The organism is Wolbachia endosymbiont (group A) of Cephus spinipes, from assembly GCF_964026895.1.
In the GTDB taxonomy this organism is placed as follows: Bacteria; Pseudomonadota; Alphaproteobacteria; order Rickettsiales; family Anaplasmataceae; genus Wolbachia; species Wolbachia pipientis.
Genome location: NZ_OZ034713.1, coordinates 1,187,512 through 1,207,111 on the forward strand (window position 1 = coordinate 1,187,512; position 19,600 = coordinate 1,207,111).

18 protein-coding genes are annotated in these 19,600 nt (G+C 33.2%); 12 read left to right on the forward strand and 6 right to left on the reverse strand.

Going from position 1 to position 19,600, the window contains the following annotated elements; all coding sequences use genetic code 11:
- Positions 1-22: 22 nt before the first annotated feature.
- The 4 genes from trxB to grxC all read right to left on the reverse strand — a co-directional run bounded on the left by trxB (position 23) and on the right by grxC (position 3,813).
- Positions 23-961 carry a thioredoxin-disulfide reductase gene (trxB, locus tag AAGD59_RS05665; RefSeq protein WP_015589186.1) on the reverse strand — a complete coding sequence of 313 codons (939 nt, stop codon included), beginning with the start codon at positions 959-961 and terminating at the stop codon, positions 23-25.
- A complete protein-coding gene (locus tag AAGD59_RS05670) occupies positions 948-1,547 on the reverse strand; it encodes a peroxiredoxin (RefSeq protein ID WP_012673206.1) in 600 nt (199 codons plus the stop codon). Before AAGD59_RS05670 ends, trxB begins: the two co-directional genes overlap by 14 nt.
- 939 nt (positions 1,548-2,486) lie before the next feature.
- Positions 2,487-3,359, reverse strand: coding sequence for a hypothetical protein (locus tag AAGD59_RS05675; RefSeq protein ID WP_007550039.1), 873 nt, complete (start codon positions 3,357-3,359; stop codon positions 2,487-2,489).
- 115 nt (positions 3,360-3,474) lie between these two features.
- Complete coding sequence (gene grxC / locus AAGD59_RS05680) at positions 3,475-3,813, reverse strand: glutaredoxin 3 (protein ID WP_007550037.1); 339 nt, start codon at positions 3,811-3,813, stop codon at positions 3,475-3,477.
- Positions 3,814-3,873: 60 nt separating this feature from the next.
- On the opposite strand from grxC, the gene ribF reads away from it, so the two are divergent.
- The 4 genes from ribF to AAGD59_RS05700 all read left to right on the forward strand — a co-directional run bounded on the left by ribF (position 3,874) and on the right by AAGD59_RS05700 (position 8,039).
- The gene (gene ribF, locus AAGD59_RS05685; RefSeq protein ID WP_010082493.1) at positions 3,874-4,806 is read left to right on the forward strand and encodes a riboflavin biosynthesis protein RibF; all 933 of its coding nucleotides are present in this window, start codon (positions 3,874-3,876) and stop codon (positions 4,804-4,806) included.
- Positions 4,803-5,279 carry a signal peptidase II gene (gene lspA / locus AAGD59_RS05690; protein ID WP_006279329.1) on the forward strand — a complete coding sequence of 159 codons (477 nt, stop codon included), beginning with the start codon at positions 4,803-4,805 and terminating at the stop codon, positions 5,277-5,279. The genes ribF and lspA overlap by 4 nt, the downstream gene beginning before the upstream one ends.
- Positions 5,280-5,392: 113 nt before the next feature.
- Complete coding sequence (locus tag AAGD59_RS05695; protein ID WP_264723515.1) at positions 5,393-6,733, forward strand: M16 family metallopeptidase; 1,341 nt, start codon at positions 5,393-5,395, stop codon at positions 6,731-6,733.
- Positions 6,720-8,039 (forward strand): M16 family metallopeptidase, encoded by a 1,320-nt coding sequence (locus AAGD59_RS05700; protein WP_015589188.1) that lies wholly within the window; start codon positions 6,720-6,722, stop codon positions 8,037-8,039. Before AAGD59_RS05695 ends, AAGD59_RS05700 begins: the two co-directional genes overlap by 14 nt.
- Before the next feature lie 9 nt (positions 8,040-8,048).
- Here the strand turns inward: AAGD59_RS05700 and purN are convergent, their stop codons facing one another.
- Positions 8,049-8,609, reverse strand: a complete 561-nt coding sequence (gene purN, locus AAGD59_RS05705; protein WP_015589189.1) for a phosphoribosylglycinamide formyltransferase — start codon at positions 8,607-8,609, stop codon at positions 8,049-8,051.
- A gap of 304 nt (positions 8,610-8,913) precedes the next feature.
- Here purN and AAGD59_RS05710 point away from each other — a divergent pair, with 304 nt between their 5' ends.
- Entirely contained in the window at positions 8,914-9,330 is a 417-nt protein-coding gene (locus AAGD59_RS05710; protein ID WP_006279382.1) for a hypothetical protein, read from the forward strand.
- Here the strand turns inward: AAGD59_RS05710 and AAGD59_RS05715 are convergent.
- Positions 9,323-9,853 (reverse strand): Na+/H+ antiporter subunit E, encoded by a 531-nt coding sequence (locus AAGD59_RS05715; RefSeq protein WP_010962821.1) that lies wholly within the window; start codon positions 9,851-9,853, stop codon positions 9,323-9,325. The genes AAGD59_RS05710 and AAGD59_RS05715 overlap by 8 nt on opposite strands.
- Positions 9,854-9,921: 68 nt before the next feature.
- On the opposite strand from AAGD59_RS05715, the gene AAGD59_RS05720 reads away from it, so the two are divergent.
- From AAGD59_RS05720 to AAGD59_RS05750, 7 genes are all read left to right on the forward strand, one after another.
- A complete protein-coding gene (locus AAGD59_RS05720) occupies positions 9,922-12,453 on the forward strand; it encodes an ankyrin repeat domain-containing protein (RefSeq protein WP_341812909.1) in 2,532 nt (843 codons plus the stop codon).
- 120 nt (positions 12,454-12,573) lie between these two features.
- Complete coding sequence (gene smpB / locus AAGD59_RS05725) at positions 12,574-13,023, forward strand: SsrA-binding protein SmpB (protein WP_007548863.1); 450 nt, start codon at positions 12,574-12,576, stop codon at positions 13,021-13,023.
- 6 nt (positions 13,024-13,029) lie between these two features.
- A complete protein-coding gene (lgt, locus tag AAGD59_RS05730; protein WP_015589191.1) occupies positions 13,030-13,821 on the forward strand; it encodes a prolipoprotein diacylglyceryl transferase in 792 nt (263 codons plus the stop codon).
- Between the two features lie 690 nt (positions 13,822-14,511).
- Positions 14,512-16,257, forward strand: a complete 1,746-nt coding sequence (locus AAGD59_RS05735; protein ID WP_265027876.1) for a type I secretion system permease/ATPase — start codon at positions 14,512-14,514, stop codon at positions 16,255-16,257.
- 466 nt (positions 16,258-16,723) lie between these two features.
- Positions 16,724-18,163, forward strand: coding sequence for a hypothetical protein (locus AAGD59_RS05740; protein WP_015589193.1), 1,440 nt, complete (start codon positions 16,724-16,726; stop codon positions 18,161-18,163).
- A gap of 4 nt (positions 18,164-18,167) precedes the next feature.
- Positions 18,168-18,776, forward strand: a complete 609-nt coding sequence (locus AAGD59_RS05745) for a hypothetical protein (protein ID WP_015589194.1) — start codon at positions 18,168-18,170, stop codon at positions 18,774-18,776.
- 4 nt (positions 18,777-18,780) lie between these two features.
- The gene (locus AAGD59_RS05750) at positions 18,781-19,596 is read left to right on the forward strand and encodes a hypothetical protein (protein ID WP_065094808.1); all 816 of its coding nucleotides are present in this window, start codon (positions 18,781-18,783) and stop codon (positions 19,594-19,596) included.
- The last annotated feature ends 4 nt before the right edge of the window (positions 19,597-19,600 follow it).

Below are 19,600 nucleotides of genomic sequence, written 5' to 3' on the forward strand. Positions count from 1 at the left end.
TTATCTAAAATCCTAGAATTAACTACGACTCCAAAAACTTTTCTGCATCAAGCGCAGCCATGCATCCTGTTCCTGCTGCAACTACTGCTTGACGATATACCTTATCTTGAACATCACCTGCAGCAAACACTCCTGCCCTACTAGTTAAAGTTGTTCCAGGTTTTGTAATGATGTAACCCTGCTCATCCATTTCAACAAAGCCTTTAAAAATACCCGTATTTGGTGCATGCCCGATTGCAATGAACACTCCATCCACTTTTAATTCTTGGGTTTCTGCTGATTTAATCGCAATACCAGCAACCCTTTTTGGATTTTCTTCTCCAAGAATCTGCTCTACGGTATGGTTCCACATTACTTTTATTTTATCATTTTTAAAGAGCCTATCTTGCATTACTTTTTCCGCTCTTAATTTATCACGCCTGTGTATTAATATCACTTCTTTGGCAAATCGAGTTAAAAATATTGCTTCTTCAACAGCAGTGTTTCCACCACCAATCACAGCTACAACTTTATTCCTAAAAAATGCACCATCGCAAGTCGCACAAGCTGAAACCCCATAACCCTGAAATTTCTTTTCACTTTCTAAACCAAGCCACTTCGCTTGCGCACCAGATGCAATGATAATTGCATCTGAATAGTAGTCATTGATATTACCAGAAGATCTAAACCTATACTCATTAGAATCCTCAAGTTGTTCAACGCTTTTTATCTCATCATCTATTATTTTTGCTCCAACCTTTTCTGCATGCAACCTCATTTGCTCCATTAGTTCTGGACCCTGTATTGAAACAAAACCAGGATAGTTTTCAACATCTGTAGTAATTGTAAGCTGACCACCAGGCTGCATTCCCGTTACTACAATTGGCTCTAAGTTTGCACGTGCTGCATATATAGCAGCAGCATAACCCGCTGCCCCAGATCCAATAATAAGAACTTTTGTACTAAATTTATAATTCTTCACTGTATGAGTTTAGATAATCAGCTACTCCTTCATCGCTTGCCTGCATTGCTGGCTTACCTTTTTTCCACCCTGCTGGACACACCTCACCATGCTCTTCATTATGTTTAATTGCATCAACGATTCTAACGAATTCATCGATATTACGCCCTAAAGGCAAATCATTTATCGATTGATGACGTACAATAAATTTATCATCAATAACGAAAGTTGCTCTCAGCGCAATTGAGTCATCATATAAGACCCCATAGTCTCTTGATATAGACTTTTTGATATCAGACACTAAAGTGTAGCTAATCTCTCCAATACCACCATCATTAACTGGAGTGTTTCGCCATTTATAATGTGAAAATTTTGAATCTACACTTATTCCTATCACTTCAACACCACGCTTTGCAAACTCATTTATTCTATTATTGAGCGATATCAATTCAGTTGGGCAAACAAAAGTAAAATCAAGTGGATAGAAAAAAAGGACAGCATACTTATTTTTTATGCGCTTACTCAGACAGAAATCATCAACAATTTCTCCGTCAGAGAGAACAGATGAAGCAGTAAAATCGATAGCAGATTTTGTTACAAGATTCATAATTAACCTATTCTTTTAAAATAACTTTAATTTTACATCTTGATAAACTTATATGCAAGTTTTCTTTGGTTTTAGTCCTATAAAAACTTCCTAAAATAGCTCTTCTTTTTTACCGATAAGATACAATCCAGGTTGGAATACTGAGTTGGTGAGTATAAAATTCTACGTCATACCGCCACGAACCGTCATACCGCGATTCATTCGCGGTATCTCTAGATCCCGCTAACAAGTAGCGGGATGACGAGGTTATCGTCATGCCACCGCGAACCGTCATACCGCGATTCATTCGCGGTATCTCGGCCGCTAACACGTAGCGGGATGACGGTTGTCGTTTAGCCATAAACATTAAGAAATTTACCAAACGAAAAAAAAGGCAAAAGAAGCCCCGTGGTTGGCTAATTACTTACATTATACTTTCAAGTATGGCGTTTTTTTATTCTAAACGTTTAATAACCGCGATTCAGTTGCTTTTAAGCCGCAACTAATCTAAATTATAAACATTAAGAAATTTACTAAACAGAAAAAAAGGCAAAAGAAACCCTAGGGTAGCTAGTTATTCACTATCCATTTTTTAAGTTGGCGTTTTTTTATGTTTTAAATGCTTTATAAGCGCATTTTAGCTTATATTAGGTAAAAACCTAGAAGTTTTATAAAGACATAAGGTGCACATAGTGCAAAAAATTAAACATGAGACGCCAGATACGTGAGTTTTTTTGTCATTTAATCTGTACAGAGAAGATAAATAAATAGCTTCAGTTTCATGATAAGGGAGTTGGCGGAGTTTGTCAAGTAAGTTTTTCGCTTCTGCGGGCTACTTGAATAACGGCTACAATGTTCATACAGCTATGTACATAGCTGGAACCCAAAAAAAGAACCAAGTAGCCAAGGCTACTTGGATGACAAAAGGTAATACAAGAAATCTATTGGCTCTCGTATATCTTAGTGAAACTTAACAAGTTTATCTATAGTTTTAGTGATGATTCTTGGAGTATCCGGAGAAACTGCTGAGCTCAGCCTATTTAACCGCTCTATAGCGAACTCGCTATTCTCATTTGCTATGAAATCACATAAAATATTTTCTATATCCTTAGTAACACTTTCATGCTTTCTCAGAGGATGATTATGTGGATACCTACTGATGGTTTTGATACTGGAATACTCAACAAAAGCTTGATCCTTAAAAGCAAGTTGTCTCAATTTCTCTTTGAATTTTCCTTCTTCCTCTTTTGCTAAAAGGCGAGACTTTATCAGTGATTTTATAATCAAATTTATAGCTTGATGTATTTCAGAATGCACTATAACTTTAATGGTATTTTCTTCTACTATACAATCATAAATATTTTTTTCGCTCTGTAACGACTCTATTAATTTCTTGCTACTTTGTGAATTCAATTCCAAATTCTCCTCACTCATAGGAGTTATTATGAAGGTGTTCTTACTCACTCTGATGTTAAATTGTGGAGAGCCTTCAGAAAAGGAAAATGCTACATCCTTAAATTCAAGTGCATGATTGTATGCAGCAAAAAGGGTGTGTGCTATAACACTGCTGGGCACCTTCATTCCATGTTTACTCAGGTGGTTCAATACATTTTCAACCTCATGATATGTAAAGTCTGTATCTTTTAGCAATTCAACAACTTCTATGCCGTTGTGTTGTTTATACTCTATTCTCACTTCTTCTGTAAAAAGTGTTTTAGCTGCTATATGTTTATCAAGCACTGTGAAAATCTTGATGAAATTCTCTAAATCTTGTTTGTTAACTAATTCGATACTAATTAAGTTTCTGCTAATAATTGAAATATTTTTTGTCATTTTTTCCCACTAAAAAAACTCACTGAATGAATTGTATTTTTAATTCATTAAGAATTGTTTAAAGTGAGCATACTAGTTTTCATTTACGTATTACACGACAAAACAAGATAAAAAGTTACATAAAATCATCATGTGGTATAACACACTCTCCACATTCATCATTGCTGTTTGTGTAGGTTGTGACATCAGTGTGATTGTCATTATTATTTAGCATATCATCCAACTTTCCTTCTTTTTCAAGATCCATCAATTTGTCACACCCCCCAATGTGCTTATCGTTGATAAAAATCTGTGGAACTGTTCTAACGTTATACTTTGATTTTATGTCGTTAAATAGATCTGAGTTTTTGAGCACATCAATTTCTTCATACTTCACACCTTTTTTATCTAGTAAATCCTTTGCCCTTATGCAGTATGGACAGCCCTTCTTTACATATATCACAACATTTTTCACAATTTATCTCCGTAGCTTACTAAAATATAGTTATTATATATAAGAAACATATCAAATTGTATGAAAATTATTTATAATTGTGAGCAAGGAATAGAAAATAATATAGCACTAACCTTCGGAAATTTCGATGGCATTCATTTAGGACACGAGTTTGCAATTTCTACTCTAAAGAAGGTAGCACAAGAAAGAGGATTACCCTCTGCAGTTTTAACTTTTGAGCCTCACCCATCAACTGTTTTATTTGGTAGAAACAATTTTAGGTTAATAGACCAAGAACAAAAAAAGGAACTAATCAGCAGCTATGGTATAGATTACTTATATATTATTAATTTTAATAGAGGTTTTTCTGAGGTTAGCTGCGATGACTTTATCAGTGAGATTTTAATAGATAAATATGGCGCTAAACACATAATTGTCGGAGAAAATTGCACTTTTGGTCATAAACGATTGGGTAATATATTAACTCTAGAGAAATATTCTGAAATATATGGATACTCTTTGACTAAATTAGAGCCATTAACAATTGACGGCAAAATTTGCTCTTCTTCTTCAATAAGGGAGTATGTACAAAGGGGCGAAATAGAAATTGCTAATAAATTGCTCGGCAGGCCTTATCAAGTTTCTGGTGTTGTGACAAAAGGTGCATGTAGAGGTAGAGAAATAGGATTTCCAACCATAAATATTCCTATAGAAGATTGCATGATAAAACCTAAGTTTGGCACATATTACGCTAGAGTGACTTTTCCTGATAGTAATCCAAATTGGTTATATGGAGTAGTCAATATTGGTATGAGACCTACTTTTAAGGATCTGAAAAAGCCTATAATAGAAATGCACATATTCGATTTTGATGAAGACGTATATAGTCATAAAGTCAATATACAACTTTTAAAATTCATAAGGTCAGAAAAAAAATTCCATAGTATTGAGGAGTTAACAAAACAGATAAATTATGATATACTTAAAGTTTATAGGTTAAAGGCAAATTTATGAAAAAGTTATGCTTAGTTGTTATATTAATTATAGTATTGATTGACCAAACGAGCAAATTGTACATAAACTCATTGATTGATGAAGGAGAATCAATTGAGATCGCTAGTTTTATAAAACTAGTTGAAGTTTGGAATTCAGGTATTAGTTTTGGAATGTGTAGCGCTTTACCACATGGCGGTTTCTTTTTTTCAGCATTTTCAATACTAATAATTGGTATACTTGCATATTTGATATACAAGTCTGACGATCAGTCAACTTACCTTGGTTTTTCTCTGATGATTGGTGGAGCAATCGGAAACGTAGTTGATAGGATCTATTGGGGAGCTGTATATGATTTCATATATTTTCATATTGATGATTGGTATTGGCCAGCCTTTAATTTAGCAGATTTATCTATAGTTTGTGGAATGTTTACATTGTTATATAAGTGGTATATATACGATATGCTTATTTCTAAACAAAATGAGGAATAAAATAATTATATTCACATAATGTTGACATCGCTATATAAGTGGTATACATACGATATGTTTATTTCCAAACAAAATGGGGAATAAAGTAATTATGTTTATATTAGGTTAGGATAATGCTTCATAAGCTTTTTAGTTTTCTTATACTACCTGCATTTTTTTTTACTTACCCAATTTCTTCGAATGCTTTAAACATAGAGCACAACATAAAACATGCTAAACTCGATAACGGTTTGGATGTTTATATTGTTCCTAATCATCGGATTCCAGCCGTTTTACATGCAGTAATATACAAAGTTGGGGGAATGGATGATCCAATCGGCAAAGCAGGATTGGCTCACTACTTTGAACATTTAATGTTTGAAACTACAGGAAAGTTCACAGATATAGAAGCCACTATGAGTAGCATTGGGGCTCAATTTAACGCGTTTACCACTAAAGAATATACCTGTTATTTTGAGTTGATCCCCAAAAAAGATTTACCACTTGCAATGGAAGTTGAAGCAGATAGAATGGGCAGCTTTAATGTTACTCAAGACAAAATAGATAGAGAAAAAAACATTGTGTTGGAAGAAAGAAAAATGAGATTTGATAATCATCCTAACAACTTGTTATGGGAAGAAATGAATAGTGCATTTTACCGTACTGGCTATGGTAGGTCTGTTATCGGCTGGGAGAGCGATATCAAAACTTACAATTTGGATGACATAACGAGGTTTCATGATAACTATTATCACTCCGGCAATGCAATATTACTGATTGTGGGTGATGTGGAACTTGATGAAGTAGTGAAATTAGCAGAAGAAAAATATGGCGAAATTAAAGCTAAGCCTGTAATGAGAAATTACCCAAATCAGGATCCAGTGCATAATGCAGGTCTATCGGTGACCTTAGAGAGCACTGAAGTAAAAGAACCAGTTTTATATTTTCGTTATCGTGTACCCTTATTTGAGCATATAAATGAAGCTTCCGCTGCTCATTTAGCGGTTGAAATTTTAGGTGGCGGCAAATCCAGCAAACTGTATAATGATCTGGTTTTAGATGAAGATGTGGCAGTATCAGTGTTTGCTTATTATAATAGCCTAGCTTTTAGTGATGGCTACATTGATATTCAGGTCATTCCAAAAAGCGGAGTTAATTTAGATATTGTTGAAAGAGAGTTAGATAATGCTATTAATAACTTCATGTCTAAAGGAATAACGGATGAGGAGTTGCAAAGCTCGAAATATAGATACAAAGCAGCACAGTTTGATAATCTATCTGACTTAACTCATATAGCGATGTTCTATGTGCCACACCTTGCACTTGGTATTCCACTTGATGAAATAGATATTTCATATAGCAAAATAGATGATGTTAATTTAGAGGATGTAAATAACAAAATTCGTACTATCTTTTCTTCCAATAAGTTAATTGGTCGTTTATTACCAAAAGGAGATAACAATGAGAATAAGTAAATTTGTACTTCTGTTTTTTTTCTGCCTAAGCTTTAATTTACAAGCAAGTGGTAGCTTAAATATAGAGGAGGTCACTACCCGTAAAGGATTTAAGTTTTTATTTGTCGAAAACTGTGCTTTACCAAAAGTTTCACTGAATATATCATTTAAAGATGCAGGTTATGTGTATGAGAATGCAGAAAAACAGGGACTTACCTGGTTTACTTCTCTTATAATTCAAGAAGGGGCAGGAAAAAATGATGCCAAAGATTTTGCGAAAAAGCTTGAAGATAAAGGGATTAGTTTAAATTTTATTGCTGATTTAGAAGCATTTAGGGTTTCATTAAATACTTTGTCTGACAATCTAGAGGAAGCAATTTCATTACTGAGCGATACTATAATGCGTCCTAAAGTTGACCCTGAAGGGTTGAATAGAGTTTTCGAGAAAGCCAAAGTTAATTTTAATAATCTTGAAAAAAGTCCTTATTTTGTTGCTGGAAAAGAATTAGATACGTTATTGTTTAAAAAACATCCTTACTCAAAAAGTGTGTACGGTACTCTTGACACTATAATGAACATTACTAGAGATGATGTTTTAACATACATAAAGCGTAATTTTGCTAAAGATAACATAGTTATCAGTGTTGCTGGTTGTGCAAAAAAAGAAGAAATTATTACATTATTAGATAAATATTTATCTAAATTGCCGTCAAAAAGATCAAAAGTTAGAAAAATACCTGTAAAAAATAATTTTGGTTCTGCAGAAAGTAAGAATATTTTTATGGATATACCACAGAGTGTGATACTTTTTGCTCAAAAAGGTATAGCTTATGAAGATCCTAATTATTATAACGCTGGTGTCTTAATTGATGCACTTGGTGGCATGAGGCTGAATTCAATATTAATGACAGAACTGAGGCAAAACTTGGGTATTACTTATGGTGTTTATGCAAGTATTATTTCCAATAAACATGGAAATATTATATCTGGATTTATAAGTACTGATAGTTCTACTGCTGGCAAAGCTATATCAGCAGTAAAAGATACATTTAGCAGAATAAAAAAGCAAGGAATTGACGAACAATTGTTCAAGGATGCAAAAATTGGCTTGGTAAATAATCTTGTCCTTTTCCTGTCCAATAACACAAATACAGCAACGCTGCTAGATAATATGCAGATAAATGATCGTGATGTTAACCGTATAAATAATTATGCGAATATCATTAATGATGTTAAATTAGAGGAAGTAAACGAACTGGCAAGTTCTTTACTGGAACCTGAAAATTTATTTTTTGTTGAAGTTGGAAAAAACGCTCAAGGTCAATAATTATTACAGTCATATATCTTCTGCTATTGACCTTACTGCTTCTACATAACACTTATGCTCCTTAGCTAGAATGCGTTCTGAGAGGCTTTGAATATCATCAGCTGGTAACACTGGTACAACAACTTGAGCAATTATGGCTCCAGCATCAACTTCAGGAGTGACATAATGTACAGTACAACCTGTAATTTTTACACCTGCTTTTAGAGCTTGCTCTTGAGCGTTTAGACCTTTAAAAGACGGAAGTAAAGAGGGATGAATATTTATAACCTTGTTATGCCATTTACTCAGAAAATCAGCTTTGAGAATTCTCATAAACCCTGCAAGGCAAATTAAATCAACCTTATGTTGAACAAGTATTTCGTGAATTTTACCAGCATCAAGCGGTTTATCTTTAACAATAAACGCTGAGATTCCTGCTTGCTCTGCTATTTTCAGACCAGCAGCTTCGCTATTATTTGTGATAACACATGCAACTTCTGCGGAAAAATTCTGATCTTGACATGCTTCTATTAAGGCCTGCATATTCGACCCCCTACCTGAAATTAGTATTCCGAGTTTTATCTTTTTCATTATAGCACAGTTAGTTTAGAATTTAGTTAATACTAACAAAACAGCTCAAAAGGAAAACTTATTTTATAGCAAAGAAGGCAGACTAAACTCTTTATATAAGTGGACCTCTAATTTTGAACCTCACTGGACAACACAAAATAACGAATAGCCCCATGTACCCAGCTTAAACTAGCTTTAATGCTTAGATATTGTGCTATTTTTGTATAATATACTACTATAAGTATATATTTTTGTAATCGCGTTATTATTTATTTAACAAAGTATTAGTATAATTTATTACACTGGATTAAATGGAGAAAGTTCAATGAGTAAATTACCGAACAATGCAAAAATAGGTAAATCTCAGGTTACTCAGTGGGAGGTAATAAAAAATTGTGAATATGCTGATAATTGCTTGTCAAAAATAGTAACTTTGTACGTTATTAGAATAACTCAGCTATCAGATTTTTATACGAGTGACGAACCTGAAATTAACACTGTTTTAGCAAGAATAAGCGTGACAAGTGAAAATGTATTTTTAAACAAGGCTACTACTATTGAAGTTATGGAAGGTATTTTTCCGTATAAATTCAACAGCAAGAAGAGAAATAACATATTAAGGTTAGAAGATTTGTATAATTATTTATGTTCTATTGTTAACAATAGCCTTCCAAAAGAAATGCTTGAAAGTCTTGTAAGGGAATATAAGGATGCTGTTAACTTATTTAAAGCAATTACTTAACTGAACGTAGTATTTTTAAGATTTTATTTTCTATTTCAGAAATGCCGCTTTCAAGATCTTTATCTATCAAATACATGGTAGAGAAATATGTTTTCTGCTTACTTTCAACATTGATAGTTAAAGTTCCGGGAGTGATTGTGACTGAATTGGCAAATAACGCAATGCTTTCATCATTATGCCCTTTGCATTTTCTTAGAATAATGATTGGCTCAAGCTTAGATTTGAGTTGTAGCACCTTTTTTGTTACATAAACACTTGATAAAATGATTTGGTACATTAACCATGGTATATAACTTACTAACTTATAAAACGACAGTCTACTCGTACTATTTAAAATCTGGCTAAGAGCTCTTTCAGCGTTTATCAACCTTCTAAAGATAAACGATGTGAATATAGAGGAAAACACTCCACAAAAAATAAAAAACGGCTCAAAATAACCAGACAATACAGTCCATAGAACAAATAAAATTATAAATGACAGAGAAAAAAACTTGATTTCCTTCCTAAAGTTGAGGTTTTTCATAGTCTGTAATATAACTTAAATGACTCTTTAAGGAAAGATAATAACGAATATTTAGGTTCTTGACTTCTATGTTAAAAGATATAACAACTAAGTTATGTATTTTAAGTGAGGAAGTTATGAAATATGGCAAATTTATGGAAATATTAAAAAAAATAAATGACCTTTCAGATTTGAGCAAGGACAATATAGTTGAAAAAATAAAAGCTAAGTTACAAGAAGAAGATCCAGATTTATGTCAAGAGTGGGAAAAGAGTAAACCTGACAACGATAGTGGATCTGGCATAAATTACATATTTACTATATCTTGTGGTCAAAATTCTAAGAAAGTCAAATTGTTACATCTTGCTTCTTATTGGAACTATGCAAATGTAGCAAAAGCTCTGATTGAAAACGGGGCAGATATTAATGCAGAACATGATAATAAAATTACTCCTTTACATATTGCTGCTCACTATGGCCACGAAGATGTAGTAACCATTCTAACTGGAAAAGGAGCAATTGTTGATGCAAAAAATGGTGATGGATGGACTTCTTTACATTTTGCTGTTGAAAAGAACCACAAAAATGTAGTAAACACTCTAATTGGAAAAGGAGCAAATGTTAATGCAGAAAATGATAAAGGATGGGCTCCTTTACATCTTGCTATTACAAATGGCCACAAAGAGATAGTACAAGTTCTATCAAAAGCAGAAGGAATCAACGTTGATGCAAAAAATAGTGATGGGTGGACTTCTTTACATCTTGCTGCTGCAAATGGCCGCAAAGATATAGTAGAAACTCTAATTGAAAAAGGAGCAGATGTTAATGCGAAAGACCATTATAAATGGACTCCTTTAACATTTGCTTCTCAAAAAGGCCATGAAGTGGTAAAAGGAGCTCTATTAAAGGCACAAGAGAACATCAAAGCTTTGCATTCAGCTGTTAAACATAATAATGAGGAGGAGGTGAAAAACCTATTAAATAAAGGAGTAAACGTTAATGCAAAAGATGATGATGGATGTACTCCTTTACATCTTGCAGCCAGAGAGGGCCATAAAGATGTAGTAGACATTCTAATCAAAAAAGGAGCAAAGGTTAATGCAGAAAATGATGATAGATGTACTGCTTTACATCTTGCTGCTGAAAATAACCACATAGAGGTAGTAAAAATTCTAGTTGAGAAAGCAGATGTTAATATAAAGGATGCTGATAGATGGACTCCTTTGCATGTTGCTGCTGAAAATGGCCACGAAGATATAGTAAAAACTCTAATCGCAAAAGGAGCAAAGGTTAATGCAGAAAATGATGATAGATGTACTGCTTTACATCTTGCAGCCAGAGAGGGCCATAAAGATGTAGTAGACATTCTAATCGCAAAAGGAGCAAAGGTTAATGCAGAAAATGATGATAGATGTACTGCTTTACATCTTGCTGCTGAAAATAACCACATAGAGGTAGTAAAAATTCTAGTTGAGAAAGCAGATGTTAATGCAGAAGGTATTGTGGACGAGACTCCTTTACATCTTGCAGCCAGAGAGGGCCATAAAGATGTAGTAGACATTCTAATCAAAAAAGGAGCAAAGGTTAATGCAGAAAATGATGATAGATGTACTGCTTTACATCTTGCTGCTGAAAATAACCACATAGAGGTAGTAAAAATTCTAGTTGAGAAAGCAGATGTTAATGCAGAAGGTATTGTGGACGAGACTCCTTTACATCTTGCAGCCAGAGAGGGCCATAAAGATGTAGTAGACATTCTAATCAAAAAAGGAGCAAAGGTTAATGCAGAAAATGATGATAGATGTACTGCTTTACATCTTGCTGCTGAAAATAACCACATAGAGGTAGTAAAAATTCTAGTTGAGAAAGCAGATGTTAATATAAAGGATGCTGATAGATGGACTCCTTTGCATGTTGCTGCTGAAAATGGCCACGAAGATATAGTAAAAACTCTAATCGCAAAAGGAGCAAAGGTTAATGCAAACAATGGTGATAGACGTACTCCTTTACATCTTGCTGCTAAAAATGGCCACGAAGATGTAGTAAAAACTCTAATCGCAAAAGGAGCAGAGGTTAATGCAAACAATGGTGATAGACGTACTCCTTTACATCTTGCTGCTGAAAATGGCAAAATAAAAGTGGTGGAAGTTCTGCTACACACTGAAGCAGACCCTTCATTAAAAGATGTTGATGGAAAAACGCCAAGAGACCTTACTAAATATCAAGGTATAATTCAGCTTCTAGAGGAAGCGGAAAAAAAGCAAACGTTAAAAAATGAGAATAAAAAAACGCCAAAGGATCTTACTGAAAATAAAGATGTAATGCAGCTTCCAGAGAAAAAGGAAGAAAAACAAATTGGAAAAAATGCAATTGTGAAAGAAAAAGAACAATCTGCAAAAAATGCAATTGTAAAAGGTATTATTGTGTGTTTTGTAACTGCAGTGATAGTTGGTGTTGCACTTGCATTTGCTACTGCCCTATCTGTACCAGCAATAATTGGACTAGCTGCAGGATCTGCGCTCATAGTTGGTGCTGGTCAATATATAATGTCAAAGCCTAAAACTGAAATGAAAGAAGTAAAGGAACTTGTGCCTAGAGAGACAGAAAAAGCACTTACTTGATTTTTGTTATCCTGTTGCTATCAGACTAGCCTGGCACCTTATATTTATTGGGATAACTGTTTTATTATGAATTAAGTCAAAAACTCTGTAATATATTGAAGCTTAAAGATATCTTTAGATATGGAAGTTATTGCAGAAAATAGGAAAGCAAGGTTTGAATATTTCATCTTAGAAGAATTTGAAGCGGGTATGGTCTTATTAAGCAGTGAAGTTAAATCGCTAAGAGAAAGAAAAGTAAATATTTCCGACGCCTACGTTGTTGAAAAGAATAGCGAAGTATGGCTGCACAATATGCATATTGCAGAATATAAAGCTGCGAACCGCAAAAATCATAAACCAAAAAGGGAACGTAAATTACTCTTGCATAAAAAGGAGATAAATAAACTAATTGGTCAAATCAAGACTGCTGGGATAACTGTTGTGCCGCTTTCGGTCTATTTTAACGATAAAGGATTTGCAAAAACTAAAATTGCCATTGTAAAAGGAAAAAAACTCTACGATAAGAGAGCAACCATAAAACAGAGAGAGTGGGATCGTGAAAAAAGTAGATTGTCTAAAAATAATTTATAGCAAAATATGTCTTTAAATCCAGTAATTTTCAGCATCGGTCCTGTTTCTATATATTGGTATTCCTTAGCCTACGTTTTGGGTATAGTGTTTGCATATTGGTATTTACATAGGCTAGATGACCAAAAAATATTTACTAAGAATTTTTACGATTCGTTATTAACAGCCACTATTATAGGTATTATCCTTGGAGGTAGACTTGGCTACGTATTGATATATGATCCAGTTCTTTATATAAGCAACCCTATCGAGATATTGAAGACCTGGGAAGGAGGGATGTCATTTCATGGCGGTGCTATAGGAGTTTTGCTTGCAGTAATAATCTCCTGCAGAAGACATAACATTCCTATATTTTATGCACTGGACCTAGTTTCTTGCGGAGTTCCCATAGGTTTATTTTTAGGTCGCATAGGCAATTTTATAAACGGAGAGTTATTTGGCAGAGTTACAACTATGCCATGGGGTATGGTATTTCCAGAGAGTGGTGATAATTTGCTGCATCATCCAAGCCAGCTTTATGAGGCACTTTTTGAAGGACTGCTACTTTTTGCAGTTGCAAATTCACTGTTTTTCTTAACTAGAATAAGACTGTATCACGGTGCGTTAACTGGTATTGCAGTTATGTGGTATGGAATAGCACGTTTTTTCGTTGAGTTTTTTCGCGAACCAGACTATCAAATTGGCTATTTGTGGCTTGATTTAACTATGGGGCAGTTGCTTTCTATACCTATGGTTTTGCTAGGAATGCTTGTATATCTAGGCGCATTAAATTTAAAATTTAATACGAAATCTGTCACATAGAGAAAAGGTGAGTTCAATAGAAAAATGTAGCCAGAAGCCCCATATTATGCACAATTGTACGAATTTTCTGCGTTGCAGTAGAATGAATCGGTGGGCTTTGTTGCATCGCTAGCTATGATGGATTAAAGATAAAAAAGGTGGAGAATATCAGTAGCTTATTATTCTGGTATTTATAACAAGAACGGTCAGTGAATACCTAAATTTGAGTAAAAGAAATTTCACTACCACTCACTAATCTGGCTAAAATTCAAGAATTTCAATGCTTTAGCTATTTTCAATAGAATTAAATTTATTAATATAAATAACAAATTACTATTCTTAAATTTGATCAGATTGATTGCAAAAAAACAAGATTTTCAATAAGTTGCTTATAATCCTAATTATAGTTAGCCTTTCATAAGTAGCGATGCAACAAAGCCATCCCAGTGTCAGCTACTTTCATGACACCATTTGCTGTGCAGTTTACCTTCAAAAATGAATGTTCGTACAGCTATGGAATGAATCGCGGTATGACGTAGCTTCGCTATAGGCAATGAAGGAAATATTAACTATACTTCTTTTTACCATTGTTTATATTTCCTATTCACATATATTAATATTTTACTCACTTAAAGTAAGCTAACTACCGTTATTAATATTTTTGTAATAAAAATTGTATATGGTGCATGTAATCAAATTAAGAGGAAGATTGTGGAAATTACGCCATCAATAAAAAAAGAATTGAAGCAAAGTACTCTATATGTTTGCCTAGAAAAATGCAAAAGTGCATTTTGGTTTATCTTTTGGTTTAGTGCGGGAATCAATTTATTAATGTTATTCCTACCACTTTATACCTCTCAAGTGCTTGATCGGGTGATATCGAGCGAAAGTGTATCAACACTAACTATGCTGACAATTATCACTTTATCTGCATTTGCATGTTCTGCAATGCTTGAAACTTGTCGATATTTAGCCATGGCAAAAATAGGTGATTGGATCGATAAAACTGCAACACCAGATCTGATAGTAAGGTCAATCAGGCTAACGTCAGTGCAGAGCTCAACTTCAAGTGGTGAAGCAATACGAGATCTCGGAGTGATAAAAAATTTCATTACAGGAAATAGTATATTCTCACTGTTTGATACTCCATGGTCGTTAATTTACCTTGTTGTGATTTTCATGATACATACCTCCACGGGGTTTATAGCTATTACTGGAATTATTATATTAGTCTCTATGGCAATATGGAATGAACTTGCCACTAAACGAATATTACAAGAAACCAACGAAGAAACTATACGGAATATCAATGCTATAGATGTTGCAACAAGAAATGCAGAAGTGGTTGAAGCTATGGGCATGTCAGAATTCATAGTCTCTGATTGGTGTAAACGAAATGATCAGAACCGAGCAATGCAAATTAAAGCACAAAATCGCTCTAATGTAATTACTGGAATCACTAAATTTTTGCGCTCAACTCTGCAAATATCAGTGATTGGAACAGGTGCATTACTTGCAATCACAGCTCATAAGACTGCCGGTAGCATCATCGCTGCTTCAATTTTAATGGGTAGAGTATTAGCACCATTTGATGCTGCGGTTCATACTTGGAAGTTTTTAAATCAGGCTAGAATGTCATATGGAAGGCTACAAAGACTTATATTAACATCGCCAAAAAGAGAGCAAACGATGGCTCTACCAGAACCTGAAGGAAAATTGGAATTTGATAGAGTATTTTTTACTCCTTATGGAAGCAATAAGCCGACAGTAAAAGGAATATCATTCATTATAGATCCTGGAGATGTAGTTGGTGTTATTGGTGCAAGTGCTTCTGGTAAATCCACTATCGCAAAATTAACTGTTGGTGTATGGAAGCCAATATCTGGTGTAGTCAGACTAGATGGCGCTGATGTATATACTTGGAATCGAGAAAATTTTGGTAATTATGTTGGCTACTTACCTCAGGATATTGAGTTATTTAACACTAGTGTCAAAGCTAATATTGCTCGCATGAGGCCAGATCCAAATCCTGAAGAAATAATCAAAGCAGCAAAAATTGCAGGAATACATGAACTAATACTAAGCTTACCAAATGGATATGATACAACAATAGGAGGTCCTGGAGGAGTAACGCTCTCTGGCGGCCAAAAACAGCTTCTTGGACTTGCCAGAGCTTTTTATGGTCACACAAAACTTTTAGTACTTGATGAACCAAACGCTAACTTAGATAGCAATGGAGAGGCATGCTTAATTAATGCAATTGGCATTGCAAGAAAACAAAATACTACTACTGTTATCATCACTCACAAGCTACCGTTATTGTCCGTAGTTGATAAGGTGATCCTCATGTCAGATGGTGTCATTTACGCTATGGGACCAAAAGATGAGATTTTGAGCAAATTAGTTGCTCCATCATCAAGTACCACAGAAGATGAGCGCTCTTCAGCAAATGGTTAGTTTATAGCCTTTCTTATAATAGTCCGAATGCGATAAGATATGTGTTTATGGCTATAGCAGGCCAGTAGCATATTACGGTCTGTTCGGATTATTGTAAAAAGAGCTATACTTACAATAAATTCTGTATCTGAAATAACAACTGTTCCAGAAAAATATATATTTCTTTACCATTAGAAATAATATTACAAGAATAGTAAATAGATTAATAACTCTTATTAATTAAAGTCAATCGGCAGATATAGCCAAAGTGGCTTAGGTTTACCTACAATTTGAAAAACAACAAATTCGTCTTAATGAATTTTCTTAATTTGTTATCTAAATAACTTAATATTAGTGGTAATTTTATAAAAAAAATTATAATATAAATAATGTTGCTGCGAAAATTTATAACAATATTTCCCTCTAACGTTTAATGAATTTCAATAAATTGCCTTTTTAATTCTAGATAAGTATATGCTTTGTTAATATGTTTAGTTCAAAATCCAAAAGTAAGTTTATGCTTTCTATTGGAGAAGAAGGCATAATGTTACTATATTTTAAAAATAATACTTTAAATAAAAGGTATTTTGTTAAGGGCAAAAACGATAAAGCAGTTTCCGATTTAATTTCATGTCTTTCGTCAGATAAAAAAGCACCTTTATACCTGGTGCTTAATCATGCAGATCAAAATTACTCGCTACAGTTTATTACAAGGGCAAACAAGATTAGTGCCTATCTATCAGCAAAAACAAAGATGGAGCATTTTTCTCGTAATAATGACATAAGTTCAGTTTTTTTGGTTGAGAAGCCAAACAAATTCAATCAAAACTGGTGCTATCTTCTTGTTTCATCAAAAGCAAAGCATTTAGTAGAATATTGGTTGAATGTGTTTATTGAGATAGGCTCCAACTTTAAGGGAATATTAATGTTTCCTATAGAAATAAGTAATATAACAAAAAAGATTCTACATAAAGATCCTAATAATTGGAAAATTATAGTTGCTGCAACTAAAACGGGAGGCTATAGACAAGTGGTTCTTAAAGAGAATAAAATGGTATTTACGCGCTTAACATCATTTACTAATGATAATTTACCAGGAATTATCGCTGGTGGAATATATCAGGAAGTGCAAGATACTATTCGATCCTTAACTAAGTTTGGGTTTGAAAAAAATAACCCTATCGACCTTTGTATCATAGTGTCAGAAGATATCAAAGCTAGTTTATCAGTCATAAATTTTTCAGAGAACAGTGTGAACATATTAACTCCATATGAGTTAGGCAAACTATTAGGAGCAGAACTAGCTATAAGTGAAAAAGATAACTTTTGCGATACCATAATTTTGTTTCATAGCTTTAAGAATAAATTAGCAGCTATTTTTAATACAAAGGAAACTAAAGAATTTTATCTATTCAATTACCTTTATTTAAACTCTCCTCGAATTTTTCTATACTTCGCCCTGGTTTTAGTTATAACAAACACCCTTTGTTTGCTAAATTTGTATTCAAATTTCAATGTCGCTGATAATTTATCAGCAAAGCAGAACACCTTAAATAACCAATTAACAAAACTTAGCCAAAGCTATAATGTAAAAAAAATAGATGAAATTTATGATTTTATTAATATCAATAATATTTTATCAAAAATAGAATACTCTCCTCTTACACAAGTTAAGTATGTAGAAAAGTTAAAAATACCAGGTATAGAGCTTCGATCATTTGAATGGAATTATAATGAGGCAAAAAGTTATATTACCACAACTTTAAAGTTTAATTTTCAATCCGGTAAAAATATTTCTCATCAATACGAGAAACTACGAAAAAATTTAAACGATAATTTTCGTACCTATGACATTAATATTTCTAGCTTACCTGCTGCTAAAGAGCAAAATCTATCTATTGATGTTGAAATAGGAGAGGCAATGTAGATTAATGACTATCTCTCAATTAAAAAGAAAAGCTACAATTCAGTTTATATCGTATTTGTTATTATCTGTTGGATTAATAGGGTTATTAACATATGTTGTTATCTATAACGAAAAGATTTATAATAAAAACCAAATTGCGATTGATAAAATACGTTCTATTAATTTACAGATTACTGGAATTCAAAAAAAGGAAGTTGTTCTAAATAAAAACCTAGATTTATGGAAAAAAATTTCTTCTTCAAATTTACATAGTAGCAGATACATTGCAAATTTAAATTTCGAGCTTAGCAAGTTATATAAAAAGCACTATATATTAGAACCTGAAATATCAATTTCTATACCCGAAGAAGTTGAGCTCCACAACAAAAGTGAACGCACAAAAGTAATAAAAAGTGAAGTGGTCCTAAATTTAAGCTCAATCAGCGATAAGCATATTTTTTTATTTCTACAGTCTATTCCAAATCTGCCCGGTTATGTTATGATCAAATCTCTTATTTTAAATAAGCAGAGAAATATTGATGCTGCAACTATGAATCAGATTTTGAATGGTAATATGATAGAGATAGTGAGAGCTAATATAGTCTTTGATTGGTATACTATATTAAGTAGATAAGGTGATGAACATAAAGCTGTTTTTTATTTTTACGCTACTCATTTCCAATGTTAATGCATATTGCAGTTGTGAAGATATCATAGAAAGCATAGAAATTTGTAAGGAGTATTCTTGCCGACAATATATTGGCAATGAAGATTTTATTGAGCATAAAATATTAGGATTAAATAGTGGAAATTTATGCGTATATATAGAAAAACAAGGTAATGATGAAATGGTTTGTCATCATTCTCAGTATGGAATGATGATAGAAAAAAGATATTTTGAAAGTATTCTTAAAGTTGGCAATCAAGAAATCGACGATTTTATTGATATAGCAAATTTGCGTGCAAAAGAGTGTTTCTTTATCAACAATCAAAAACTAAGCTATACAGATCGGGACGATATAATAAGAGAAGCAGTGGAAAGTGACTTTGACGTTTTGTCACAATATAGTAACGTAAAAAGCATTTTTTTTGATGAAGAGCCAGTTAATAGAATGGTCAATGAAATGGAAAAGTTCAATTTACGATCTTCAAGAGCTGTAAAAGAGGAGGTATCAGATAATTTCAACTGTAAGGTAGTGAGTTTAGACTCAATTTTATATCTTTCTCCCGATACATGGAAAATATGGGTAAATGGAAAACTGTTTATAAATACTAAGGATTTAAAAGTGCACTCAGTCACTGAAAATTATGTAACTTTTGTATGGACCGTAGATCAAAAAGCAATAAAAAAGCATGCGAATGATTCTCAAAATGTATATTTTGGATATGGGAGTATTATGTTTACGCTTTATCCAAAACAAAAATTTGACTTGGATGGCTTATCTATTAAATAACTTA

Excerpts from the sequence above, each read along its gene's own strand:
- AAGD59_RS05670 (WP_012673206.1), bottom strand. The coding sequence starts at position 1,547 with ATGAATCTTGTAACAAAATCTGCTATCGATTTTACTGCTTCATCTGTT.
- AAGD59_RS05675 (WP_007550039.1), bottom strand. The coding sequence starts at position 3,359 with ATGACAAAAAATATTTCAATTATTAGCAGAAACTTAATTAGTATCGAA.
- ribF (WP_010082493.1), top strand. The coding sequence starts at position 3,874 with ATGAAAATTATTTATAATTGTGAGCAAGGAATAGAAAATAATATAGCA.
- lspA (WP_006279329.1), top strand. The coding sequence starts at position 4,803 with ATGAAAAAGTTATGCTTAGTTGTTATATTAATTATAGTATTGATTGAC.
- AAGD59_RS05695 (WP_264723515.1), top strand. The coding sequence starts at position 5,393 with ATGCTTCATAAGCTTTTTAGTTTTCTTATACTACCTGCATTTTTTTTT.
- AAGD59_RS05700 (WP_015589188.1), top strand. The coding sequence starts at position 6,720 with ATGAGAATAAGTAAATTTGTACTTCTGTTTTTTTTCTGCCTAAGCTTT.
- purN (WP_015589189.1), bottom strand. The coding sequence starts at position 8,609 with ATGAAAAAGATAAAACTCGGAATACTAATTTCAGGTAGGGGGTCGAAT.
- AAGD59_RS05710 (WP_006279382.1), top strand. The coding sequence starts at position 8,914 with ATGAGTAAATTACCGAACAATGCAAAAATAGGTAAATCTCAGGTTACT.
- AAGD59_RS05715 (WP_010962821.1), bottom strand. The coding sequence starts at position 9,853 with ATGAAAAACCTCAACTTTAGGAAGGAAATCAAGTTTTTTTCTCTGTCA.
- AAGD59_RS05720 (WP_341812909.1), top strand. The coding sequence starts at position 9,922 with ATGTTAAAAGATATAACAACTAAGTTATGTATTTTAAGTGAGGAAGTT.
- smpB (WP_007548863.1), top strand. The coding sequence starts at position 12,574 with ATGGAAGTTATTGCAGAAAATAGGAAAGCAAGGTTTGAATATTTCATC.
- lgt (WP_015589191.1), top strand. The coding sequence starts at position 13,030 with ATGTCTTTAAATCCAGTAATTTTCAGCATCGGTCCTGTTTCTATATAT.
- AAGD59_RS05740 (WP_015589193.1), top strand. The coding sequence starts at position 16,724 with ATGTTTAGTTCAAAATCCAAAAGTAAGTTTATGCTTTCTATTGGAGAA.
- AAGD59_RS05745 (WP_015589194.1), top strand. The coding sequence starts at position 18,168 with ATGACTATCTCTCAATTAAAAAGAAAAGCTACAATTCAGTTTATATCG.
- AAGD59_RS05750 (WP_065094808.1), top strand. The coding sequence starts at position 18,781 with ATGAACATAAAGCTGTTTTTTATTTTTACGCTACTCATTTCCAATGTT.